We start from the raw sequence: 19,460 nt of genomic DNA on the forward strand, positions 1-19,460 counted from the left end.
AGCGGCGTTCACGTCGCGTGCGAGTACACCGGGCCGGGGTCGCCGATCAGTTCCCGCACCAGTTCCTCGGACCGGGGCCACCGCCCGTACCCGGCCGCGGGATTCAGATGTCCGACGTCACCGAGATCGACGAGGCGACTCCCCCACGACTCCGCCATTCCGGCCACCCGGCGGAAGGCGGCGAGCGGGTCGGTGCGACTCGCCGCGACGATGCTCGGGAACGGCAGCCGACGGCGGGGCACGGGAAGCCATCCTCCTCGTTCGAGTTCGGCAGTCGTCGGATATCCGGGCGGGAGTGGAACTTCCACGTCCGCCGGAGTCGCGAGCAGTGCCCCTCGGACCGGGCGGGTCGGATTCTGCGCCCAGTGGACGGTGGTGACGACGCCGGCGCTGTGCGCGACGAGCACCACCGGGCCGGTGACGTCGGCAAGCACGGCGTCGAGGGCGGCGACGCGGGCCGCGCGGTCGAGTTTGTCGTGATCGAGGGGCGGCACGATGCGGGTGTCGTCGAGTCGTTCGGCGAGGAGGGTCTGCCAGTGATCGGCGACATGGTCGCGCAGGCCGGGCACGATGACCACGGTCGGGGACGGGGACGAGTTCACGATGGGCTCCGGGATTGTCGGGAACGATATGGGTCAGTGGACCGGGACGGTCCGGGCACCCAGCTCGGCGAACCGGCGCAGACCCGCCGGATACAACCGCTTGCCGGCGATCAACGCGACAACCGCGACGACATAGACGAGTGGCGACAGCTGAAGCGCGCCGAGCAGGCCGAGCCGATCCGCGAGAATCCCGATGACGAAGGGGCCCAGCGCGAGTCCGAGCAGATTGTTCGCGACGGTGAGCGTCCCCATAGCCGAGGCGCGAACCGACGAATGGGTGAGGTTGGCGACCATCGCGGCCGTCGGACCGGACGATCCCGCGGAGAAGAAGGCACCGATGCCGAGGAGCACCAACTGGGCGGTGCCCGCGTCGAGACGGAACGCCGCGGTCAGCGACACCAGGGAGATCGCGCAGTAGACGATGGCGGTGGTCCACTTCCGGGCGATGTCGAGACGTCCGACGCGGTCGGTGATCACGCCGCAGACGACCATGCCGCTGCCGACGAGCAGGACGACGATCGCCGCGGCCACGGCCGCCTTGCCGGGAGCGAGGCCGTAGTACCGGTTGAAGAAGCTCGGCGTCCACGAGAGCAGGACCGCCGCGGTGAACATCTGCAAGCCACCCCCGGCGTAGGCGCACAGCACCGCGGGATTGGTGAACAGGCTCGACACGGGAGCGCGGAAGCCGTCCGGTGCCGCCGCGACGTTCGTGTCGGCAGCGTCGTCGACCGAGTACCGTGCCAGCTTCCGTTCGCTGACCAGGCAACGGAACAACGCCACGAGGATGAGACCGAACACCGCCATCGCGGCGAACGACCACCGCCAGCTCAGATTCACCGCGATCACACCGCCGAGCGCGACACCGACGACCGAACCGAACGAGCCCCCGGCCATGAAGGCCCCGCTGAGGGTCGCGTGGAGCCGCGGAGCGAACACGCTCAGTACCAGGGCGATACCGACACTGCCGTAAGCGGCCTCACCGACTCCGACCAGGAACCGGGCGCCGAGCATCTGCTCGTAGTTGCTCGCCACCGCACACAGCAGCGTCGCGACGGACCACAGCACGGCCATGAGCACCAGGCTCCTGACACGGCCCCACCGGTCGGCGAGCAGCGACAGCGGGAGGGTGAGCAACCCGACCATCAGCGCGACGATGCTCGTCAGCGATGCGAGCTGCGAATCCGCCAGGCTCCATTCGGATTTGAGAAACGGGAAGACGGCGCTGAGGACCTGCCGCGACATGTAGTCGGAGAGCAGCAGTCCGAAGGTGAGGGCGAAGACGATCCACGGGTAGAGCCGTGACCGGGTGCTCGTTCCGACGGCGGGGACGTCGGGAACGGCGAATGAGGTGGTGTGCAGTCCCATGGGTGCTCCTGGGGAGACGTGTCGGTGGGTGGGGACTCGGGACGAGGGTCGCTCAGGAGCGCCCGGTGAAGCCGACCTGGCCGGGACGGCGGTTCGGCGCGTAACCGAGCCTGGCGAGAGTTTCGTCGGCGTCCCGGTAGGTCTCGCCGATGCGGTAGATGTCGCGGGCTTCCTTCCCGGTGGCGACCTCGCGGCCGAGTTCATCGGCAATGCGGACGAGTTGCCGGATCTGCTGGACAGACGTCATCTTCTCGCCCTTGCGTCCCCAGATCGTGTCCTCGTTGCCGCATCGGGTGTGCAGGCCCATCGCGATGGCCATCGCATTGACGGGAAGCACCGATCGCATGAGGGTTTCAAGGGTCAGGCACGCGCCGTCGGGGACGCGCTGGATGAAGTTCATGATGTTGTACGGGTTGGGGCCGTCGAAGCCGCCGCCGATACCCACCCAGGTGAGGTTCAGCGGGCCGGTGTAGACGCCACGGCGGACGAGTCGCTCGACGGTCTCGAGCTGCGGGATACTCGACAGCTGGAAGTGCGGCTGGATTCCTGCCGCCTGGAGACGGCGCAGGTGCTCCTCGACCCACTCGGGCCCGGCCGGCACGGTCATCTCACGGTAGGTCGACGCGAGCTCGGGACGTTCCATGGAGGTGCCCGCGATGTCGTCCGCGGTCATCAGCTCCATGATGTTCATCTGCGAGGTGTTGATCGCGATGGTCACCTGGTCCGGCTTCGGGTCGAGTTCGGCGAGCATGTGCCTCACATCGTCGGACAGCCATTTCGCCTCGGCACCTTCACCTTCCGGTGCGAACGAGATGGAACCGCCGACCTGCAGGATCATGTCCGGCACGGCCTCGCGCAGTCCGGCGAGCAGCTCGTTGAACTTCGACAGGCGCTTGGAGCCCTTGCCGTCGAGTTCCCGGACGTGGATGTGCAGCACCGTGGCCCCGGCTTCGTAGCAGTCCACGGCCTGCTGGATGTGCTGGTCCATGGTCAGCGGCAGGTCTTCGGGGAAGTCGGCCGGTTCCCATTCGGGACCGTAGGGCGCGGCGGTGACGACCAGCTTGTCCTGGCACTCGGGGAACAGGGCATCGTCGTGGAAATGCATGGGAGGTCTCCATTTTCGGTCTGGGTATCGGTGAGAGGGGGACGAGAGGTCAGAAGGGCCGGTCGCCGACGATGCCGGCGCGTTCCATCTTGCGTACCGCCGGCCAGTAGTCCTGGACGGCGTAGTGCTGCGTGGAGCGGTTGTCCCAGATTGCGACGCTGTTCCGGGTCCAGCGCCAGCGCACCTGGTACTCGGGGATCGCCGCCTGGGATGTCAGATACCGCAACAGGTCTCCGGATCCGGGCGCGTAGTCGCTGCCGAAACGGACGTTCTCGGGGGTGTGGTAGTTGACCAGGTGCGTCGTGAACGAGTTGACGAACAGGATCTTCTCGCCGGTCTCGGGGTGGGTGCGGACCACCGGATGCTCGGCGTCGGGGAACCGGGCGTGCAGGGCGTGTCGCTCCTCCGTCGACAGTGCCGCACCGAAACTCGACTCGATGCTGTGCCGGGCACGCAGTCGGCCGATCTTCTCCTTCACCGGGACCGGCAGCCTGCGGTAGGCCTCGGCCATGTTGACCCAGATGGTGTCGCCGCCCACGGGAGGCGTCTCCACGCATCGGAGCACGCAGCCCATCGGCGGGTTCTCCCGCCACGTGGCGTCGCAGTGGTAGGCGTTCTCGTAGTGCTCGGGTCCGCTGTCGAGATCCTTGTAGATCCGCACCAGGCCGGGATGATCGGGGTGGCTACCGAGGACGGGATGGTCCTCGAGAGTGCCGAATCGTTCTGCGAGAGCCACATGTTCGGCGCAGCTGATGTCCTGGTCGCGGAAGAAGAGCACCTTGTGTTCGAGGAGCAGCGCGCGCAGCCGGGCGAACAGTTCTCCGTCGCGGGCGACCTCGCCGAGATCCACACCGGACAGTTCGGCGCCGATCGTGGCGGTGAGCCGCTCGACCCGGAAGTCGGTGCGGGTGTCGCCCGTCTGAGGAAGCAGTGCGGTCATGGGAGTGTCCTTCGGGTTCGTACGGGGGTCAGAGGGTGAAGACCGACGAGCCGATGCTGCGGCCGGATTCGATGTCGCGGTGGGCGCGGACGGCGTCCTCGAGGCCGTACCGCTGGTTGATCTCGATGGTGATGTCACCCGCGGCGACGTGCGAGAAAAGCTCGCCCGCGAGAGCGGCTCGCTCGACCGGGTCGGCGATGTAGTCCGCCAGCGCGGGGCGGGTCACGTACAGCGAGCCCTTGATCGCGAGCTGCATGGCGTCGATCGGCGGGATCGGACCGGACGCCGTGCCGAAGCAGACCAGCAGACCCCGGCGGGCGAGCGAGTCCAGTGACGTCTCGTAGGTGGTGGCGCCGATGCTGTCGAACACCACCGGAACACCCTTGCCGTCGGTGAGTTCGCGGACGCGGCGGGTCACGTCCTCGCGGGTGTACAGGATCACCTCGTCGCACCCGTGCGCCCGGGCCACTTCCGCCTTCTCCTCCGTGGAGACGGTGCCGATGACCTTGATACCCAACAGCTTCGCCCACTGGGTGAAGATCAGGCCGACACCTCCGGCGGCGGCATGGAGCAGGACCGTCTCGCCTTCCGCGAGCGGCCGGATCCGCCGCAGCAGATACGCGGTGGTGAGGCCGCGCATCGTCATCGCCGCGGCGGTCTCGAACGAGATCGCGTCGGGCAGGCGGATGAGGTGCCCGGCCGGCATCACGCGTTCGGTGCTGTAGGCGCCGAGCGGGCTGCCGGTGTAGGTGACGCGGTCGCCGGGCGTGAAACCGTCGACGCCCTGGCCGACCGCCTCGACCACGCCGGCCGCCTCGACGCCCATTCCCGCAGGAAGAGGGGCCGGATACAGGCCCGTGCGGAAGTAGGTGTCGGCGAAGTTCATCCCCACGGCCTCGTGGCGGATTCGGACCTCGCCCGGCCCGGGGTCACCGACCTCGACGGCTTCCCAGGTCAGAACCTCGGGGCCACCGATTTCGTAGAAGCGGACTGCTTTCGCCACGGTATCTCCTTCGCGGACGCACCTGCTCGCAGCCGGGCTGCGATCGGCGGGCCGAATTCGGGTGTGTTCGATCCGGTCGCGTGCGGGATCGGCCCCGTGCGCGATCGCGGCACTCACCGGCGCGGATTCACGCCCTGTGGGGTGTGCCGGGGACAGGAGGGACGATGTCGCGGTGCGAACCGTGCATCGCGCCTCCTCCCGGCGATTTGTGTGATGTGACTAACACTAGAAGCCGCACGCTCTCTATGCTTATCCCTACGGGACATGGTCCTGTTCATCTCGGGACATCGGAGTGACCACGTGAAACCACTCGCCCGCCATGCGGCGCTCAACGACTACGTCGACCTCGCGCATTCGGTCGGGCTCGACCCCGCGCGCATGGTCCGTGACGCAGGACTCGATCCCGCCGGCCTGAGCCTCCAGGACCGGTGGGTACCGGCATCGGCGATCGCGGGACTCCTGGAGAATTCGGCGGCGGCATCGGGGCGCGAGGACTTCGGTATCGCGCTCGCCGAACTGCGGCGCTTCTCGAACCTCGGCCCGTTGAGCCTGGTCGTCCGCGAGGAACCCGACGTCCGCAGCGCCGTGAAGATGCTCGTTCACTACGAGCACATGTACAACGAGGCCCTGAAAACCCGGATCAGCGAGAACGCCGGGATCACGACCCTGCGCGTCGGACTCGACGTGGGTGTTCCCGGCGACTTCCCCCAATCGATCGACCTCGCGGTCGGGGTGCTGTACCAACTGCTGCTGGGGTTCCTCGGCCGGACCTGGCGGCCGGTGTCGGTCTCGTTCACCCGTCCCGCACCCCGCGATCCCGCTCCCTATCGCCGGATGTTCCGGACCGACGTGTTCTTCGGTGAACGGTTCGACGGGATTTCGCTCTACAGCAAGGATCTCGACGCGCCGAACGTCATGTCGGATCCGCTGCTGCGCCCGTACACCCAGAAGTTCCTCGAGGGAATCGACGCCCGCCGGGACGTGACCACCGCGAGCAGGGTCCGTGACCTGATCGAACTGCTCCTGCCCACCGGGCGATGCTCGGCCGAGCAGGTCGCCCGGAGCCTGGGGGTCGATCGCCGGACCGTGCACCGCAAACTCGCCGCGGAGGGCCACACGTTCTCCTCGGTGCTCGAGTCCACCCGCGCCGACCTGGCCTCGCACATGGTGGGAAACACGCGGCACTCGCTGACCGAGGTCTCCGAGCTGCTCGGATTCTCCTCCCCCGCGAACTTCTCGCGCTGGTTCCGAAATCAGTTCGGCCACAGCCCGAGTCGATGGCGCGCCGCAGCCGGCGGCCTCGGGCCCCCCGAGCCCGCCGCGTCGTCGTTCGGGCCTGCGCCGGAGTCCGGTATAGGTTGACGCAAAGAACGACGACAGGTGGAGGCGACGTGGCCGGCAGCAGGATCTCCGCGCAGGAGTTCATCGACAGCGTCCTCGACGACGGCAGTTTCGTCTCCTGGGACACAACTCCCGTCGACGTCGGGGCCGACGCGGCGTACCGCGCCGAGCTGGAGCGGGCCGCCGAACGCTCCGGCGTCGACGAATCGGTGATCACCGGCATCGGCACCGTGCACGGCCGCCCCATCGCGATCATCGCGTGCGAGTTCGCGTTCCTGGCCGGCTCGATCGGCGTGGCGGCCTCCGAGCGCATCGTCTCGGCGATCGAACGCGCCACGGCCGAAGGGGTACCGCTGCTCGCGTCCCCCACCTCCGGCGGCACCCGCATGCAGGAGGGCACGCTCGCGTTCGTGCAGATGGTCAAGATCGCCGCGGCGGTCGCCGCGCACAAGGCCGCACATCTGGGTTACCTCGTGTATCTGCGCAATCCGACGACCGGCGGAGTGTTCGCGTCGTGGGGTTCGCTCGGTCACATCACCGCCGCCGAACCCGGTGCGCTCGTGGGGTTTCTCGGTCCGCGCGTCTATCAGGCGCTCTACCACGAGGAATTCCCGGCGGGCGTGCAGACCGCCGAGAATCTGTCCGCGAAAGGCGTGATCGACGGAGTGGTGCCGCTCGAGGCGGTCCGCCGGCTCGTGCACCGCACCCTGCGGGTCCTGGTCGAGCCGAGCAACCCGGACGAAGGCGCCGCGTCCGCCGTCACCGACATCGATCAGGTGCCGGACGTGCCGGCATGGCAGTCGGTGATCCTGTCGCGCCGGCCCGAACGGCCCGGCATCCGGCAACTGCTGCGGCACGCCGCGTCGGCGCAGGTACCGCTGTCCGGCACCGGGCAGGGTGAGGCCGACAAGACTGTGCTGCTGTCACTCGCCCGATTCCGCGGCGTGTCGTGCGTGCTGTTCGGTCAGGACCGCAGCGGCCAGTCCGCCGCGCTGACGATGGGACCGGGTGCGCTGCGCGAAGCGCGTCGTGCGATGCGGCTCGCCGACGAGTTGCGGCTGCCGCTGGTGCTGGTCATCGACACCCTCGGCGCGTCACTGTCGCGGGAAGCCGAGGAGAAGGGCCTCGCACCGGAGATCGCCCGGTGCATCGCCGATCTGGTGACGCTGCCGACGCCGACCGTGTCGGTGCTGCTCGGCCAGGGCACCGGCGGCGGAGCGCTGGCACTGCTGCCCGCCGACCGTGTGCTGTGCGCGCAGAACGGATGGCTGGCGCCGCTGCCGCCGGAGGGTGCGAGCGCGATCGTGCACCGCGACACCACTCATGCCCCGCAGATGGCCGCTGCGCAGGGGGTGCGTTCGCGGGATCTGTTGCGCCACGGCATCGTCGACGGTGTCGTTCCCGAATTCCCGGACGCTGCAGAAGAACCCACCGAGTTCGTGAAGCGGATCGGCGCGGCCGTCGCCGTCGAACTCGGCGGGCTGGCACGCGAATCCGCCGATGCGAGGTACGCCCGGCGACTCGAGCGTTACCGTCGGCTCGGCCTCCCCGAACACGGATCCGCCGACCGGTAGACGCGGCGAGACCCGCCTCTCACCCGCCGGAGGCCGCGACGGCGCCCGCGGTGACGGCGGCGATCATCGCGGCGTTCACCGCGTCGACCGCCCGACGGACCGCGGCCCCGGCCCACTCGCCGTCGGCGATCTCCTTCGCACGCTGCTTCACGACCCTCTTGTCCGCGTCGGGGAAGATCTTCGGCGCCGCGGAGACGGCCGACAGCAGCGAAATCAGTGCCGCGGTCCGCGGGGACGGAGTGAGCCCGTCGACCAGCGCGGCGCGGAGTTCGGCGCGCACCCCACGTTCGTGGCTCTCGTCGACCGCGGGCCAGCGGCGCGTCGGGAACAGACCGAGGATCCGCCCACGGTCCTCGCGCACCCAGCCGCGGTGCACGATCCGCTCGAGCAGCGTGTCCTGCAGACCCTTGGTGAGTTTCTCGATCGCCGCGGCCGGTTTCATCGGGTTCGCATCGGCGAGCCTGCGGGCGGCGTCCGCGAGCACCGGATCGGCCGGCGCGGGATCCCGGCGCACCACGAGCCTGCCCTTCCGGACCACGGTGCCGTCGGTGTCGGGCGCGACCGTGCCGGACAACGCGAGCTCGAGCAGCACCGCTCCGGCCAGCACACGGGGCAACGCACTACCGTCGACGATCGCCTTGCCCGACTCGTCGTCCAGCAGCACCAGCAACAGGTCTTCGGCCAGCAGCATCATGCGTCCACGTTACCGGCGGTCCCCCGCTCGTCGCCCGATCCGCACCGTCCGGCGCACGGTACGGACGCGGCACCCCGGTAACACACGCTGCGCCGCCCCGGGTCACATAGGGTGTTCGGCGTCACAGTGCAGTGCGGAGGAAGGACACGATTCGATGAGCTCGTACGCGGAGGCGTTCCGGCAGAGTGTGGACGACCCGGAGACGTTCTGGCTCGACGCCGCGCGCGGCGTGGACTGGGTGGACGCGCCGACCCGGGCTCTCGACGGTTCCGACGCGCCCACCTTCCGGTGGTTCCCGGACGGCACGCTCAACACGAGCGTCAACGCCCTGGACCGGCACGTGCAGGCGGGTCACGGCGACCGCACCGCGCTGATCTGGGATTCGGCGATGGTCCCGGCCAAGCGCACCTACACCTATTCCGAGCTGCTCGCCGAGGTCGCCACCTTCGCCGGAGTGTTGCGCGACCAGGGCGTCGTCGCCGGCGACCGGGTCATCGTCTACATGCCGATGATCCCGGAAGCGGCGGTCGCGATGCTCGCGTGCGCCCGTATCGGCGCCGTCCACTCGGTCGTCTTCGGCGGGTTCGCCGCGAAGGAACTCGCCACCCGCATCGACGACGCCCGGCCGGTGCTGCTGGTGACCGCGTCCGGTGGTCTCGAGCCGGGCCGCACCATCGAGTACCTCCCGATGGTCGAGCAGGCCGTCACCCTGTCGCAGACGCCGCCGCACACGGTGATCGTGAAGAATCGCGACTCGATTCCCGGGGCCGCAGCGGACTACAAGACCTCCTCGGCGGCGTGGTTCGACTGGGACGAACTGGTGGCCGACGCGTCCCCTGCCGACCCGGTCACCGTCGCGGCCACCGACCCGCTGTACATCCTGTACACCTCGGGAACCACCGGGAAACCGAAGGGCGTGGTGCGCGACAACGGCGGGCACGCGGTCGCGCTGACCTGGTCCATGCGGGCCATCTACGACATCTCCGCCGGCGACGTGTGGTGGACCGCCTCGGACGTCGGCTGGGTGGTGGGCCACTCGTACATCGTGTACGGACCGCTGCTTGTCGGTGCGACGACGGTGATGTACGAGGGCAAACCGGTCGGTACCCCGGACGCGGGTGCGTTCTGGCGGATCATCTCCGAAAACGGTGTGCGCGCTCTGTTCACGGCCCCGACCGCGATCCGCGCCGTCCGCAAGGCCGATCCCGAGGCCGCCGAACTCGCCAAGTACGACATCTCGTCGCTGCAGACGCTGTTCGCCGCCGGTGAGCGCCTCGATCCCGACACCTACGAGTGGGCGACCCGGGTCCTCGACCGTCCGGTCGTCGATCACTGGTGGCAGACCGAGACCGGCTGGGCCATCGCAGCGAACCTGCGCGGTCTCGACCCGATGCCGCTCAAGGCCGGCTCCCCCACCGTCCCCGTTCCCGGCTACCGCGTCGAGATCGTCGACGGTGAGGGCAGAGCCGTGGAAGCGGGCACCGAGGGCAACATCGTCATCGCGTTGCCGTTGCCGCCGGGCACCCTCACCGGCCTGTGGCAGGACGAGGACCGCTACCGGCGCTCCTACCTGGACACGTTCCCCGGCTACTACCTCACCGGCGACTCCGGGTACATCGACGAGGACGGCTACGTGTTCGTCCTCGGTCGTTCCGACGACGTGATCAACGTTGCGGGACATCGCCTTTCGACCGGAAGCATGGAGGCGGTCGTGGCGTCGCATCCCGCGGTCGCCGAATGCGCGGTCATCGGGATCCGCGACGAGCTCAAGGGCCAGCGACCCAGCGGCTACGTCGTTCTCAAAGCCGGCGCCGACATCGAGCCGGAGACGCTGCGGCAGGAGCTGATCGCGATGGTCCGCGACCAGATCGGTGCTGTCGCGACCTTCCGGGACGTGACGGTCGTGCAGGCGCTCCCGAAGACCCGGTCCGGCAAGATCCTGCGGAAGACGATGCGGCAGATCGCCGACCACGAGCAGTACACCGTGCCGTCGACCATCGAGGACCCTGCGGTCCTCGAGGCACTGGAACAGCAGCTCGGCGGCTGATCCGGCTCAGCGCCGCCGTCGCCACATCAGCACGGCGGCGCCGGCCACCGCGACCGCACCCCCGATCGCTGCGACGACTCCGGGACGGTCGCGGACGGCGGCGACGCGACGTTCCGCAGCTGTCCGCACCCGGGTGGGCACGTCGAGGCGGTCGGTGAGTTCGCCGACGGTCGCGGCCAGTTCGGCGCGCTGCCGTTCGAGATCGGGCTCGGTCATCGGGTTGCTCCCTTCGCGGCGGCGACGTCTGCGCGCACACTGTCGACGGTGCGGTCCGGCACGGGTGGCGCGGCGCTCTTCGCCTTCGACGCACCGATCGCGGCGAGGACACCGCCGATCGCGAGCACCACGACGGCGACGATCAGCGCCGCCAGCCAAGGGTCGAGCGCCGTCGCCAGTCCCAGCACACCGGCCGCGACGAGCGTCGCGAGCCCCAGATACAGCACCAGCGCTCCGGCACCGGAGATTCCCGCTCCGATCCCGATCCGTGTGCCCTTCGCCTTCACCTCGTCGAGTCCGTGGGCGACCTCGGTGCGCACGAGCGTGGACACCTGGGTGGTGAGCCGCTCGACGAGTTCCGCGGTCGACAGGTCGGCGGGTTGTTCCGCCACGGGGCGGTCGCCGGGGTTCGTCATCGTCGGGTTCCTTCCGTGTTGTCGTCGGCGCCGGTGCGCAGTCGTCGTCCGTATTCGACGAGTTCCTCGAGTTTCGCGTCGTTCTTCTCGCTCGCCCGGGTGTCGCGTTCGGGCAGTTGCAGCGACTTCTCCGCGGCGATCCCCGCCTGGAGCTGGCGGCCCCGCTCGAGTTCGGCATCGAACTCGGCCCCGAACAGCAGGGCGAGATTCGTGATCCACAGCCAGAGCAGGAAGATCACCGCGCCGGCGAGCGAACCGTACGTGCGGTCGTAACTGCCGAAGTTGGAGACGTAGAAGGCCAGAATCACGGACGCGGCGATCCAGGTGGCGATCGCGATGACCGCTCCCAGGCTCAGCCACCGGAACTTCGGCTGTGCCACATTCGGTGTCGCGTAGTAGAGCACCGCCACGATCACGACAACGAGTACGAGCATCACCGGCCATTTTGCGATGTTCCAGACGGTGACCGCGGTGTCGCCGAGCCCGACGGCGTCGCCGAGGGCACGTGCGACCGGGCCGCTGATCACGAGCATCGCCGCGGTCGCACCGGCCGCGACGAGCGCCAGCGCGGTGACGAGCAGCATCAGCGGTCGCAGCTTCCACACCGGCCGGCCCTCGTCGATCTCGTAGATCCGGTTCATCGCGCGTCCGAACGCACCGACGTATCCCGATGCGGTCCAGAGGGCGCCGAGCACACCGACGATCAGCGCGAATCCCGCGGCCGGAGCGTTCACCAGCTGTTCGACGGGGTCACGCAGGGTGTCGACCGCCGAGGCGGGACCGAGATCTTCGACCATCTGCAGCATGCCGTCGACCGTGGATCGTCCCTGCCCCACCACACCGAGCAGCGACACCACCACGAGCAGGGCGGGAAACAGCGACAGCACCGCGTAATAGGTGAGGGCGGCGGCGAGGTCCGTGCACTGGTCACGACCGAACTCGCGAACGGTCCTGCGGAGCACGTACTTCCACGACGGTTTCGTCAGATCCGTCGGGGAGTCCGGTTTGCTGGGATCGTCGGGCGCCACCGTCCCATCGGCGCGTCCCGAACCTTCGTCGACCGTCATGGCCGGACGAGTACCCGCTGCCGCCCGCAAATCAAACTCGCGCGCCTCCGGGGCATGCCACGTACGATTCGGTCGTGTCCGATGCCATCAGCGGTTCGAGCGACGGGTTCTCCTCGGTCGTGGACCGGCTCGACTATCCGATGTTCGTGGTGACCACCCGTGCGGGAAACGAGCGCAGCGGGTGCCTGGTCGGGTTCGCCACACAGGCGGGGATCGATCCGCCGCGGTTCCTGGTCGGCCTGTCCGACAAGAACCGCACCTTCCGGGTGGCCACCGCGGCCGATCATCTCGCCGTGCACGTCCTCGACCGGCGGCATCTGCCCCTGGCGACGCTGTTCGGCGGGGAGACGGGCGACGAAGTGGACAAGTTCGCGCGATGCCGGTGGAGCGAAGGTCCGCACGGGCTGCCGATCCTGGACGATACCGCCGCGTGGTTCACCGGTGAGATCCTCGGCCGGTTCGAACTCGGCGACCACGTGGGCTTCCTGCTCGCCCCCGATCTCGGTGAACTCCGCGGCGACCTCACCGATCTCGTCACGTTCCGCGACGTCCGCGACATCGACGCCGGCCACGACGCGTGAGACCTGTTCTCCGGGCATCCGCTCGCTCGCCGGTCGTCCTCCCCCGCGATCGTCACCGCGGTTGACTGGCGGCACCGCGGATACCCGTGGTCTGATCGGAAGATGCGCCGCCTCGACGACCCGACCGACCCCAGCCGCACCCTCGACGACGCCGGTCTGCGCGCCCTCTATGCCTATCCCCCCGAATCGGATCGGCCGTGGATCCGCGTCAACTTCGTGTCGTCGCTCGACGGTGCCGTCGCGGTGGACGGCCGGTCCGGCGGTCTCGGCACCCCAGCCGACAAGAAGGTCTTCGGGATGCTGCGCGAGCTCGCCGAGGTCATCGTTGTCGGCGCGGGCACGGCCCGCGGTGAGAACTACGGGGGTGCGCGCACGAGTGCGGCACTGCGCGAGCGCCGCGCGGCGGCCGGTCTGCCCGAGATCGCGCCGATCGTCGTGGTGACCGCGACCGGCGACCTCGATCCACGGATGCGGTTGTTCACCGACACCTTCGTGCCTCCGGTTGTGTTCACCAGCGCCCGGGTATCCGACTCGAAGCGGCGCGCGCTGATCGACGCCGGTGCGGATGTGCGGGTCGTCGCCGAGCACGAGATCGACGGTGCCGCCCTCGTCGCGGCGCTCGACGGCGCTGGCTGGCGGCGGGTGCTGTGTGAGGGCGGACCGAGGTTGTTCGGCACCCTGATCGCAGACGGGTCGGTCGACGAACTGTGCCTGACGCTCGCGCCGATGCTGGCGGCCGGTGCGGCGGGCCGGATCGCGACCGCCCCGGTGTCGGTACCGACGTCGATGCGGCGCGAGCACCTGCTGGCCGACGACGACGGGACACTGCTGGGCCGGTGGGTCCGGTCCGGCAACGGGAAAGGGGACTCGAATGAGTGATGTGTCCGACGGCACGCGCCGGTCCGACGAACTGATCGAACGGCTCGCCGACCTCACGGCCGACCGTGGATCCACGGTGGCGTGCGCGGAGTCGTTGACATCCGGGTCGATCGCGGCGCGGCTCGGCGCCGGACCGAACAGCTCGGAATGGTTCCGCGGCGGCATCGTCGCGTACTCCCGGTCCGTCAAACACGGTCTGCTGGAGGTACCCGAGGGTCCGGTGGTGTGTGAGGCGGCGGCACGCGCGATGGCCGAAACGACCGCGCGACTGCTGGAGGCGGATCTGGTCGTCGCGGTGACCGGGGCCGGTGGTCCCGATCCCCAGGACGGACGGCCGCCGGGCACGGTGTGTTTCGCGACGACCGGTGCGGACGGCACCCGCTACGAGGAGAAGCACTACGACGGCGACCCGGAGGATGTACTGGCACAGACGGTGCGGCACGCCTTGGAGTTGCTGGTCGAGCGGGCCTCTGCCTGACCGGGCGGCACGGGAAAACCGGATGCGTACGGTCCCGTGCCCCGTCTACCGTACGACCATGCGCGTTGTGTTCACGAAGGGTCCCGGCACGAGCTACGACATCGCCGTGCGCCGGGAGGCCGGTGCCGCGCTGGCTCCGCGCAACGGACCCGGTGGCCATCCGTATCTGCCGCACGATCTGGTGCACCTGCTCGTCGAACGGGAGGCCGGGATCGAGCTCGGGGTGTTCGGGCAACTCGCGGCCGGCGACAACGGCCTGTTCTGGCCGGCCGATCCCGCCGAACGAACGAAAGCCGCTCGTCGTCGGAAGTCCAAGGGCGTCAAGTCCTCCGACCGGGCGAAGTCGGACATGGCACGGTCGGAGGAGCTGGCCGGCATCGCGGTTCCGGTGTGGGAGGTGCGGCGCGGATTCGCGAAATCACTGCCCGCGTACGTCATCCGCAATCCGATCCCGCCCGTGGTCGAGCGGATCGTGGTCTACTTCGACGACTACGCCGACCGGTGGCATGCGCTCCCGGTCGGCGAATCGCTCACCGTGACATGGTGATACGTCAGAACGCGTCGGTCGAGATGTCGAGCGTCGTGCGATCGAGACTGTCCAACAGATCGAACTGGGGTCCGGTCTTCGGCAGTTCGAAACGGTAGAAGAACCTGGCGGCGGCGCGCTTGCCGTCGAAGAACGCACCCTCGCGGTCGCCGGCGGCGAGCAGCTGTTCGAGCCAGATCCACGCGACCACCACGTGCCCGACCGCTTCGAGATAGACCGACGAATTCGCCAGCGCCAGTTCCGGATCCATACCTGCCCACAGCGTCGCGGTGGTGGCACCGACACGTGTGACGGCCGCTTCGAGCTGCTGCGCGTACTCGGCGGCGTCGCCCCCGGCCGCCCGCGCTCTCGCGACGGTTGCGGCGACGGTCTCGCCGAGCAGCGCCAGACCGGCGCCGCCCTTCATGATCACTTTGCGCCCCAGCAGATCCATGCCCTGGATGCCGTGGGTGCCCTCGTGGATCGGATTGAGCCGGTTGTCGCGGTAGAACTGCTCGACGTCGAACTCGCGGGTGTAGCCGTAGCCGCCGTGCACCTGGATGGCGAGGCTGTTGGCTTCGAGACACCATTGCGACGGCCACGACTTCGCGATCGGGGTGAGCACGTCGAGCAGCAGGCCGGCGCGGTCGCGGGCGTCGGGGTCGGCGGCGCTGCGCTCCTCGTCGACGAGTTTGGAGCAGTACAGCCCGAGCGCGAGGGCGCCCTCGACGTACGCCTTCTGTGCGAGCAGCATGCGCCGGACGTCGGCGTGCTCGATGAGCGGGACCTGCGGGGAGGCGGGATCCTTGGCGGCGAGCGGACGCCCTTGGGTGCGGGTGCGCGCGTAGTCGAGCGACTGCAGGTACCCGGCGTAGCCGAGGGAGGTCGCGAGGAATCCGACGCCGATCCGCGCCTCGTTCATCAGCAGGAACATGTACGACAGGCCCTTGTTCGCCTCGCCGAGCAGATAGCCGACCGCGCCCTCGCGACCGCCCGGGGAGAAGGACCCGTCGCCGAAGTTGAGCAGGGTGTTGGTGGTGCCGCGGTTGCCCATCTTGTGGTTCAGGCCCACGAGCGCGACGTCGTTGCGTTCGCCGAGCGTGCCGTCGGCGTTCACGAGGAACTTCGGGACGATGAACAGCGAGATGCCCTTCACCCCCGCGGGGCCGCCGGGGATCTTCGCGAGCACGAGGTGCACGATGTTCTCGGTGAGCTCGTGGTCGCCGCCGGAGATCCACATCTTGGTACCGGTCAGGCGGTAGGAGCCGTCGTCCTGCGGGATCGCCTTGGTGGTGATGTCGGCGAGCGAGGAGCCGGCCTGCGGCTCGGACAGGCACATGGTGCCGAAGAAGCGGCCCTCGAGAAGCGACGGAACGAACATCGCGACCTGCTCCTCGGTGCCGTGGGTGGCGATGACGTTGGCGTTGCCGACGGTGAGGAACGGGTACGACGAGGTGCCTGCGTTCGCTGCCTGGAACCACGCCATCGCCGCGCGCAGCACGGACACGGGCAGCTGCATGCCGCCGAGCGATTCGTCGAAGCTCGCCGAGATCAGGCCTGCTTTCGCGAACTGGTCGAGAGCCTCCTTGACCTCGGGGATGATCTCGACGCGCCCGTCCTCGCCGATGCGCGGCTCGTTCGCGTCGGCCTTCTTGTTGTGCGTGGCGAAATGCTTGGTGGCGAGGTCGGCGCTGAGGTCGAGGATGCCGTCGAACGTCTCGCGGGAGTGCTCGGCGAAGTAGGGGCGGTCGGTCAGCGACACGACGTCGAGCCAGTCGTACAGCAGGAAGTCGAGGTCGCGCCGGGACAGGACGGGAGCGGGCATGGCTATCCTTTCAGGACGACTAAGCGCTCACTTAGTAAACCGGCGGCGGTGCATGATGTCAACGAGCACCCGATGGACCAGGACGGACCCTATGACCGACAGCAACGCACCCGCCGGACCCGGCGACACAGTCGCGGCAGATCCCTCGACCGTCCCGCTGGAGCTGACCGGTGTCACGTCCGACGTGGCCCGGCGCCTCGTGCTCTCGGCGGTGGACTCGTTCGCCCGACGCGGCTACCACGCCACCACCACCCGCGACATCTCGGTCGGCGCGGGGCTGAGCCCCGCCGCGCTCTATGTGCACTTCCCTTCCAAGGAGGAGGTGCTGTTCGAGGCGAGCCGTATCGGGCACCGGTTCGTCCTCGACACGATCACCGCGGCCGCCGACGGCGCCGGGACACCCGTCGACCGGGTCCGCGCGATCGTCGACCGGTTCGTGCGCATCCACGCCGAGCACCACACGATGTGCCGTGTCGCCCAATACGAACTGCACGCCCTCACCGACGAGCACTACCGGATGATCGCCGAGATCCGGCGGGCCACCGACGCGGTGATCCGCGACGAGATCCAGCGCGGTGTCGACGCGGGTGTGTTCACCGTCGGTGACGTCCCCACGGCCGCGCTGGCGATGCTCTCGCTCGGCATCGACGTCTCCCGCTGGTACCAGCCCGGCCGGATGGACGTCGACGCGCTGGCGGGCAACTACGTCGAGCTCGTGCTGTCCATGCTCGGCGTCCCGCAGGGCACGGCCCCACGAGGCAGAATGCCCACATGACCGCCCCCGCCACCGTCCTGGTCGTCGACGACGACGAGGACGTGCTCGCGTCGCTGCGCCGCGGACTGCGCCTGTCCGGATTCACGGTCCTCACCGCGACCGACGGCCGCGACGCGCTCGACGTCGTCGAACAGCACCGGCCCGACGCGATGGTCCTCGACATGAACATGCCGGTTCTCGACGGCACCGGCGTGGTGACCGCGCTGCGCGAGGCCGGCGACGACATCCCGATCTGTGTACTCAGCGCCCGCAGCGCCGTCGACGACCGCATCGCCGGACTCGAATCCGGCGCCGACGACTACCTCACCAAACCGTTCGTGCTGGCCGAGTTGGTCGCCCGGGTCAAGGCGATGCTGCGGCGCCGCCCCGGCGGTGCGCCGTCGGCGACCGTGCGGGTCGGCGATCTCGAGCTCGATCCCGCCGGTCGCCGCGTGCACCTCCGCGGGAACCCGATCGAATTGACCAAGCGCGAGTTCGAACTGCTCGAGGTGCTGGCACGCAACGCGGGGATCGTGCTCTCCCGCGATCGGCGGCTGTCGCTGGTGTGGGGCTACGACTTCGACTCCGACACCAACGTGGTGGACGTGTTCGTCGGCTACCTGCGCCGCAAGCTGGAGGCCGGCGGCGCACCCCGCCTCGTGCACACGGTGCGCGGGGTCGGCTTCGTGATGCGGGAATCGTGATGGACCGGCGCTTCTCCCTGCGCTCGCGGGTGGCGGCGGCGACGGCGCTGGGCACGACCGTCGTCGTCGGAGTGCTCGGGGCGCTCGTCGCGTTCGAGATCACCCGCAACAACCTCGCCCAGCTCGACCGCCGCCTCGACACCGCCGCACAGGTACTCGTCGCCAACGCCGGGACCGCCGGGTTGTTCCTGCCCGCACTCGGTGACGCCGGTGCGTTCGCCGTGACGATCCGCTCCGACAAGGACGGTGAGGTGCGCACCAGCACACCGACACAGCTCCCCGAGCTCGACCTGGGCGCTCACACCGTCACGGTGGGCGATGTCCGCTACCGCGCGGTCACCGCACCGGTCGAGGCGACCCGTGCCCGCATGTCGGTCGCCGTCCCGTACGCAGAAGCCCAGGACATCACCACCACCCAGCATCGGCAGCTGGCCGTCGCAGGGCTGTGCGCAATCGCCGTCGCCACCGGGCTCGGCTGGATCTTCGGAGGCCGCGCGGTACGACCTCTCGTGGACCTCACCCGCCGGATCGCCGCGCGAGACCCGGATCTCACACCCCGCAGGTCCGGCATCCGCGAAGCCGACGAACTCGCCTCCGCCGCCGGATCGATGCTCGCCGACGTGGCGGAGGCCCAGGCCACGACCGATGCGGCGCTCGCGACCGCACGGGATTTCGCGGCCGCCGCTGCCCACGAACTACGGACACCGTTGACGGCGATGCGTACGGACCTGGAGGTGCTCTCGACCCACGACCTCACCGCCGGCGACCGCCGCGAGATCCTCGACGATCTGAGCCGCGCCCAGGGCCGCGTCGAATCGACCCTCGACGACCTCGAACGTCTCGCCCGCGGCGACCTGTCGAGCGCGGACGATTTCGTGGACACCGATCCGGTGGAGATCTGCGACGCGGCGGCCGCCGATGCCCGGCGCCGGCATCCGGGGCTGACGGTGGATGTCGACGGTGAACCCGGTCGGCTCGTGCCGGCGTTGCCCGGGGGCCTGCGGCTCGTCGTCGACAACGCGATCGCCAACGCGGTCCGGCACGGCGGCGCCCGGCGCGTCCGCCTGACGGTCGCCGCGGACGGTCCGGACACGGTCTTCACCGTCGACGACGACGGTGCGGGTGTTCCCGCCGGCGAGCGCGAGGCCGTCTTCGAGCGGTTCCGGCGCGGCGCGGGCGCGTCCCGCACCGGGTCGGGGCTGGGGCTCGCCCTCGTCGCACAGCAAGCGGCGCTGCACGGCGGCACCGCACGGCTGGACGACTCGCCTCTCGGCGGGGCGCGCCTGTCGGTGCGTATCGCCGGCCCGGCAAGGTGAGCCGGACCCACACCTCGGGTGGGTTCG

The 19,460-nt window shown here is 69.5% G+C and carries 20 protein-coding genes; 10 read left to right on the top strand and 10 right to left on the bottom strand.

What is annotated here, in order from left to right; all coding sequences use genetic code 11:
• Positions 1–8: 8 nt before the first annotated feature.
• Genes A8G15_RS23430 through A8G15_RS23450 form a run of 5 tightly spaced genes read right to left on the bottom strand, consistent with a single transcriptional unit; the run spans position 9 to position 5,015 of the window.
• Positions 9–602 (bottom strand): RBBP9/YdeN family alpha/beta hydrolase, encoded by a 594-nt coding sequence (locus A8G15_RS23430; protein ID WP_068165225.1) that lies wholly within the window; start codon positions 600–602, stop codon positions 9–11.
• A 33-nt stretch (positions 603–635) separates the two neighbouring features.
• Positions 636–1,967 carry an MFS transporter gene (locus tag A8G15_RS23435; protein WP_068165227.1) on the bottom strand — a complete coding sequence of 444 codons (1,332 nt, stop codon included), beginning with the start codon at positions 1,965–1,967 and terminating at the stop codon, positions 636–638.
• Between the two features lie 52 nt (positions 1,968–2,019).
• Positions 2,020–3,072, bottom strand: a complete 1,053-nt coding sequence (locus tag A8G15_RS23440) for a beta-keto acid cleavage family enzyme (protein WP_068165228.1) — start codon at positions 3,070–3,072, stop codon at positions 2,020–2,022.
• Between the two features lie 49 nt (positions 3,073–3,121).
• Positions 3,122–4,012, bottom strand: coding sequence for a TauD/TfdA dioxygenase family protein (locus A8G15_RS23445; protein ID WP_068165230.1), 891 nt, complete (start codon positions 4,010–4,012; stop codon positions 3,122–3,124).
• 28 nt (positions 4,013–4,040) lie between these two features.
• Positions 4,041–5,015, bottom strand: a complete 975-nt coding sequence (locus tag A8G15_RS23450; protein ID WP_068165271.1) for a quinone oxidoreductase family protein — start codon at positions 5,013–5,015, stop codon at positions 4,041–4,043.
• Positions 5,016–5,315: 300 nt separating this feature from the next.
• Between A8G15_RS23450 and A8G15_RS23455 the strand changes: the two genes are divergently transcribed.
• Positions 5,316–6,377, top strand: coding sequence for an AraC family transcriptional regulator (locus A8G15_RS23455; RefSeq protein ID WP_082900114.1), 1,062 nt, complete (start codon positions 5,316–5,318; stop codon positions 6,375–6,377).
• A 29-nt stretch (positions 6,378–6,406) separates the two neighbouring features.
• Positions 6,407–7,930 (top strand): carboxyl transferase domain-containing protein, encoded by a 1,524-nt coding sequence (locus A8G15_RS23460; protein WP_068165231.1) that lies wholly within the window; start codon positions 6,407–6,409, stop codon positions 7,928–7,930.
• 19 nt (positions 7,931–7,949) lie between these two features.
• Here A8G15_RS23460 and A8G15_RS23465 read toward each other — a convergent pair whose 3' ends face one another.
• A complete protein-coding gene (locus tag A8G15_RS23465; protein WP_068165233.1) occupies positions 7,950–8,624 on the bottom strand; it encodes a GOLPH3/VPS74 family protein in 675 nt (224 codons plus the stop codon).
• Positions 8,625–8,730: 106 nt separating this feature from the next.
• Here A8G15_RS23465 and A8G15_RS23470 point away from each other — a divergent pair, with 106 nt between their 5' ends.
• Positions 8,731–10,671, top strand: coding sequence for a propionyl-CoA synthetase (locus A8G15_RS23470; RefSeq protein ID WP_082900120.1), 1,941 nt, complete (start codon positions 8,731–8,733; stop codon positions 10,669–10,671).
• Between the two features lie 6 nt (positions 10,672–10,677).
• Here the strand turns inward: A8G15_RS23470 and A8G15_RS23475 are convergent, their stop codons facing one another.
• Genes A8G15_RS23475 through A8G15_RS23485 form a run of 3 tightly spaced genes read right to left on the bottom strand, consistent with a single transcriptional unit; the run spans position 10,678 to position 12,370 of the window.
• Positions 10,678–10,887, bottom strand: coding sequence for a DUF3618 domain-containing protein (locus A8G15_RS23475; RefSeq protein ID WP_068165236.1), 210 nt, complete (start codon positions 10,885–10,887; stop codon positions 10,678–10,680).
• The gene (locus A8G15_RS23480) at positions 10,884–11,303 is read right to left on the bottom strand and encodes a phage holin family protein (protein ID WP_068165238.1); all 420 of its coding nucleotides are present in this window, start codon (positions 11,301–11,303) and stop codon (positions 10,884–10,886) included. The genes A8G15_RS23475 and A8G15_RS23480 overlap by 4 nt, the downstream gene beginning before the upstream one ends.
• Complete coding sequence (locus A8G15_RS23485; protein ID WP_068165240.1) at positions 11,300–12,370, bottom strand: YihY/virulence factor BrkB family protein; 1,071 nt, start codon at positions 12,368–12,370, stop codon at positions 11,300–11,302. The genes A8G15_RS23480 and A8G15_RS23485 overlap by 4 nt, the downstream gene beginning before the upstream one ends.
• Positions 12,371–12,444: 74 nt before the next feature.
• Here A8G15_RS23485 and A8G15_RS23490 point away from each other — a divergent pair, with 74 nt between their 5' ends.
• The 4 genes from A8G15_RS23490 to A8G15_RS23505 all read left to right on the top strand — a co-directional run bounded on the left by A8G15_RS23490 (position 12,445) and on the right by A8G15_RS23505 (position 14,855).
• Positions 12,445–12,951: a flavin reductase family protein gene (locus A8G15_RS23490; protein WP_281180749.1), complete on the top strand. Its 507-nt coding sequence runs from the start codon at positions 12,445–12,447 to the stop codon at positions 12,949–12,951.
• A gap of 102 nt (positions 12,952–13,053) precedes the next feature.
• A complete protein-coding gene (locus A8G15_RS23495) occupies positions 13,054–13,830 on the top strand; it encodes a pyrimidine reductase family protein (protein ID WP_068165242.1) in 777 nt (258 codons plus the stop codon).
• Positions 13,823–14,308 (top strand): CinA family protein, encoded by a 486-nt coding sequence (locus A8G15_RS23500; protein ID WP_068165244.1) that lies wholly within the window; start codon positions 13,823–13,825, stop codon positions 14,306–14,308. Before A8G15_RS23495 ends, A8G15_RS23500 begins: the two co-directional genes overlap by 8 nt.
• Before the next feature lie 58 nt (positions 14,309–14,366).
• A complete protein-coding gene (locus A8G15_RS23505; protein WP_068165245.1) occupies positions 14,367–14,855 on the top strand; it encodes a hypothetical protein in 489 nt (162 codons plus the stop codon).
• Between the two features lie 4 nt (positions 14,856–14,859).
• Here the strand turns inward: A8G15_RS23505 and A8G15_RS23510 are convergent, their stop codons facing one another.
• Positions 14,860–16,659: an acyl-CoA dehydrogenase gene (locus tag A8G15_RS23510; RefSeq protein ID WP_068165248.1), complete on the bottom strand. Its 1,800-nt coding sequence runs from the start codon at positions 16,657–16,659 to the stop codon at positions 14,860–14,862.
• A 91-nt stretch (positions 16,660–16,750) separates the two neighbouring features.
• Between A8G15_RS23510 and A8G15_RS23515 the strand changes: the two genes are divergently transcribed.
• Genes A8G15_RS23515 through A8G15_RS23525 form a run of 3 tightly spaced genes read left to right on the top strand, consistent with a single transcriptional unit; the run spans position 16,751 to position 19,433 of the window.
• On the top strand, positions 16,751–17,434 hold the full coding sequence (locus tag A8G15_RS23515; protein WP_245687969.1) for a TetR/AcrR family transcriptional regulator: 684 nt from the start codon (positions 16,751–16,753) through the stop codon (positions 17,432–17,434).
• Positions 17,431–18,117, top strand: coding sequence for a response regulator transcription factor (locus tag A8G15_RS23520; RefSeq protein ID WP_068165252.1), 687 nt, complete (start codon positions 17,431–17,433; stop codon positions 18,115–18,117). Before A8G15_RS23515 ends, A8G15_RS23520 begins: the two co-directional genes overlap by 4 nt.
• Complete coding sequence (locus A8G15_RS23525) at positions 18,117–19,433, top strand: sensor histidine kinase (RefSeq protein ID WP_068165253.1); 1,317 nt, start codon at positions 18,117–18,119, stop codon at positions 19,431–19,433. Before A8G15_RS23520 ends, A8G15_RS23525 begins: the two co-directional genes overlap by 1 nt.
• Positions 19,434–19,460 lie beyond the last annotated feature (27 nt).

It is taken from the genome of Rhodococcus phenolicus (assembly GCF_001646785.1).
Classification (GTDB): domain Bacteria; phylum Actinomycetota; class Actinomycetes; order Mycobacteriales; family Mycobacteriaceae; genus Rhodococcus; species Rhodococcus phenolicus.

Excerpts from the sequence above, each read along its gene's own strand:
- A8G15_RS23445 (WP_068165230.1), bottom strand. The coding sequence starts at position 4,012 with ATGACCGCACTGCTTCCTCAGACGGGCGACACCCGCACCGACTTCCGG.
- A8G15_RS23435 (WP_068165227.1), bottom strand. The coding sequence starts at position 1,967 with ATGGGACTGCACACCACCTCATTCGCCGTTCCCGACGTCCCCGCCGTC.
- A8G15_RS23500 (WP_068165244.1), top strand. The coding sequence starts at position 13,823 with ATGAGTGATGTGTCCGACGGCACGCGCCGGTCCGACGAACTGATCGAA.
- A8G15_RS23510 (WP_068165248.1), bottom strand. The coding sequence starts at position 16,659 with ATGCCCGCTCCCGTCCTGTCCCGGCGCGACCTCGACTTCCTGCTGTAC.
- A8G15_RS23480 (WP_068165238.1), bottom strand. The coding sequence starts at position 11,303 with ATGACGAACCCCGGCGACCGCCCCGTGGCGGAACAACCCGCCGACCTG.
- A8G15_RS23465 (WP_068165233.1), bottom strand. The coding sequence starts at position 8,624 with ATGATGCTGCTGGCCGAAGACCTGTTGCTGGTGCTGCTGGACGACGAG.
- A8G15_RS23495 (WP_068165242.1), top strand. The coding sequence starts at position 13,054 with ATGCGCCGCCTCGACGACCCGACCGACCCCAGCCGCACCCTCGACGAC.
- A8G15_RS23520 (WP_068165252.1), top strand. The coding sequence starts at position 17,431 with ATGACCGCCCCCGCCACCGTCCTGGTCGTCGACGACGACGAGGACGTG.
- A8G15_RS23505 (WP_068165245.1), top strand. The coding sequence starts at position 14,367 with ATGCGCGTTGTGTTCACGAAGGGTCCCGGCACGAGCTACGACATCGCC.
- A8G15_RS23525 (WP_068165253.1), top strand. The coding sequence starts at position 18,117 with ATGGACCGGCGCTTCTCCCTGCGCTCGCGGGTGGCGGCGGCGACGGCG.
- A8G15_RS23485 (WP_068165240.1), bottom strand. The coding sequence starts at position 12,370 with ATGACGGTCGACGAAGGTTCGGGACGCGCCGATGGGACGGTGGCGCCC.
- A8G15_RS23440 (WP_068165228.1), bottom strand. The coding sequence starts at position 3,072 with ATGCATTTCCACGACGATGCCCTGTTCCCCGAGTGCCAGGACAAGCTG.
- A8G15_RS23515 (WP_245687969.1), top strand. The coding sequence starts at position 16,751 with ATGACCGACAGCAACGCACCCGCCGGACCCGGCGACACAGTCGCGGCA.
- A8G15_RS23475 (WP_068165236.1), bottom strand. The coding sequence starts at position 10,887 with ATGACCGAGCCCGATCTCGAACGGCAGCGCGCCGAACTGGCCGCGACC.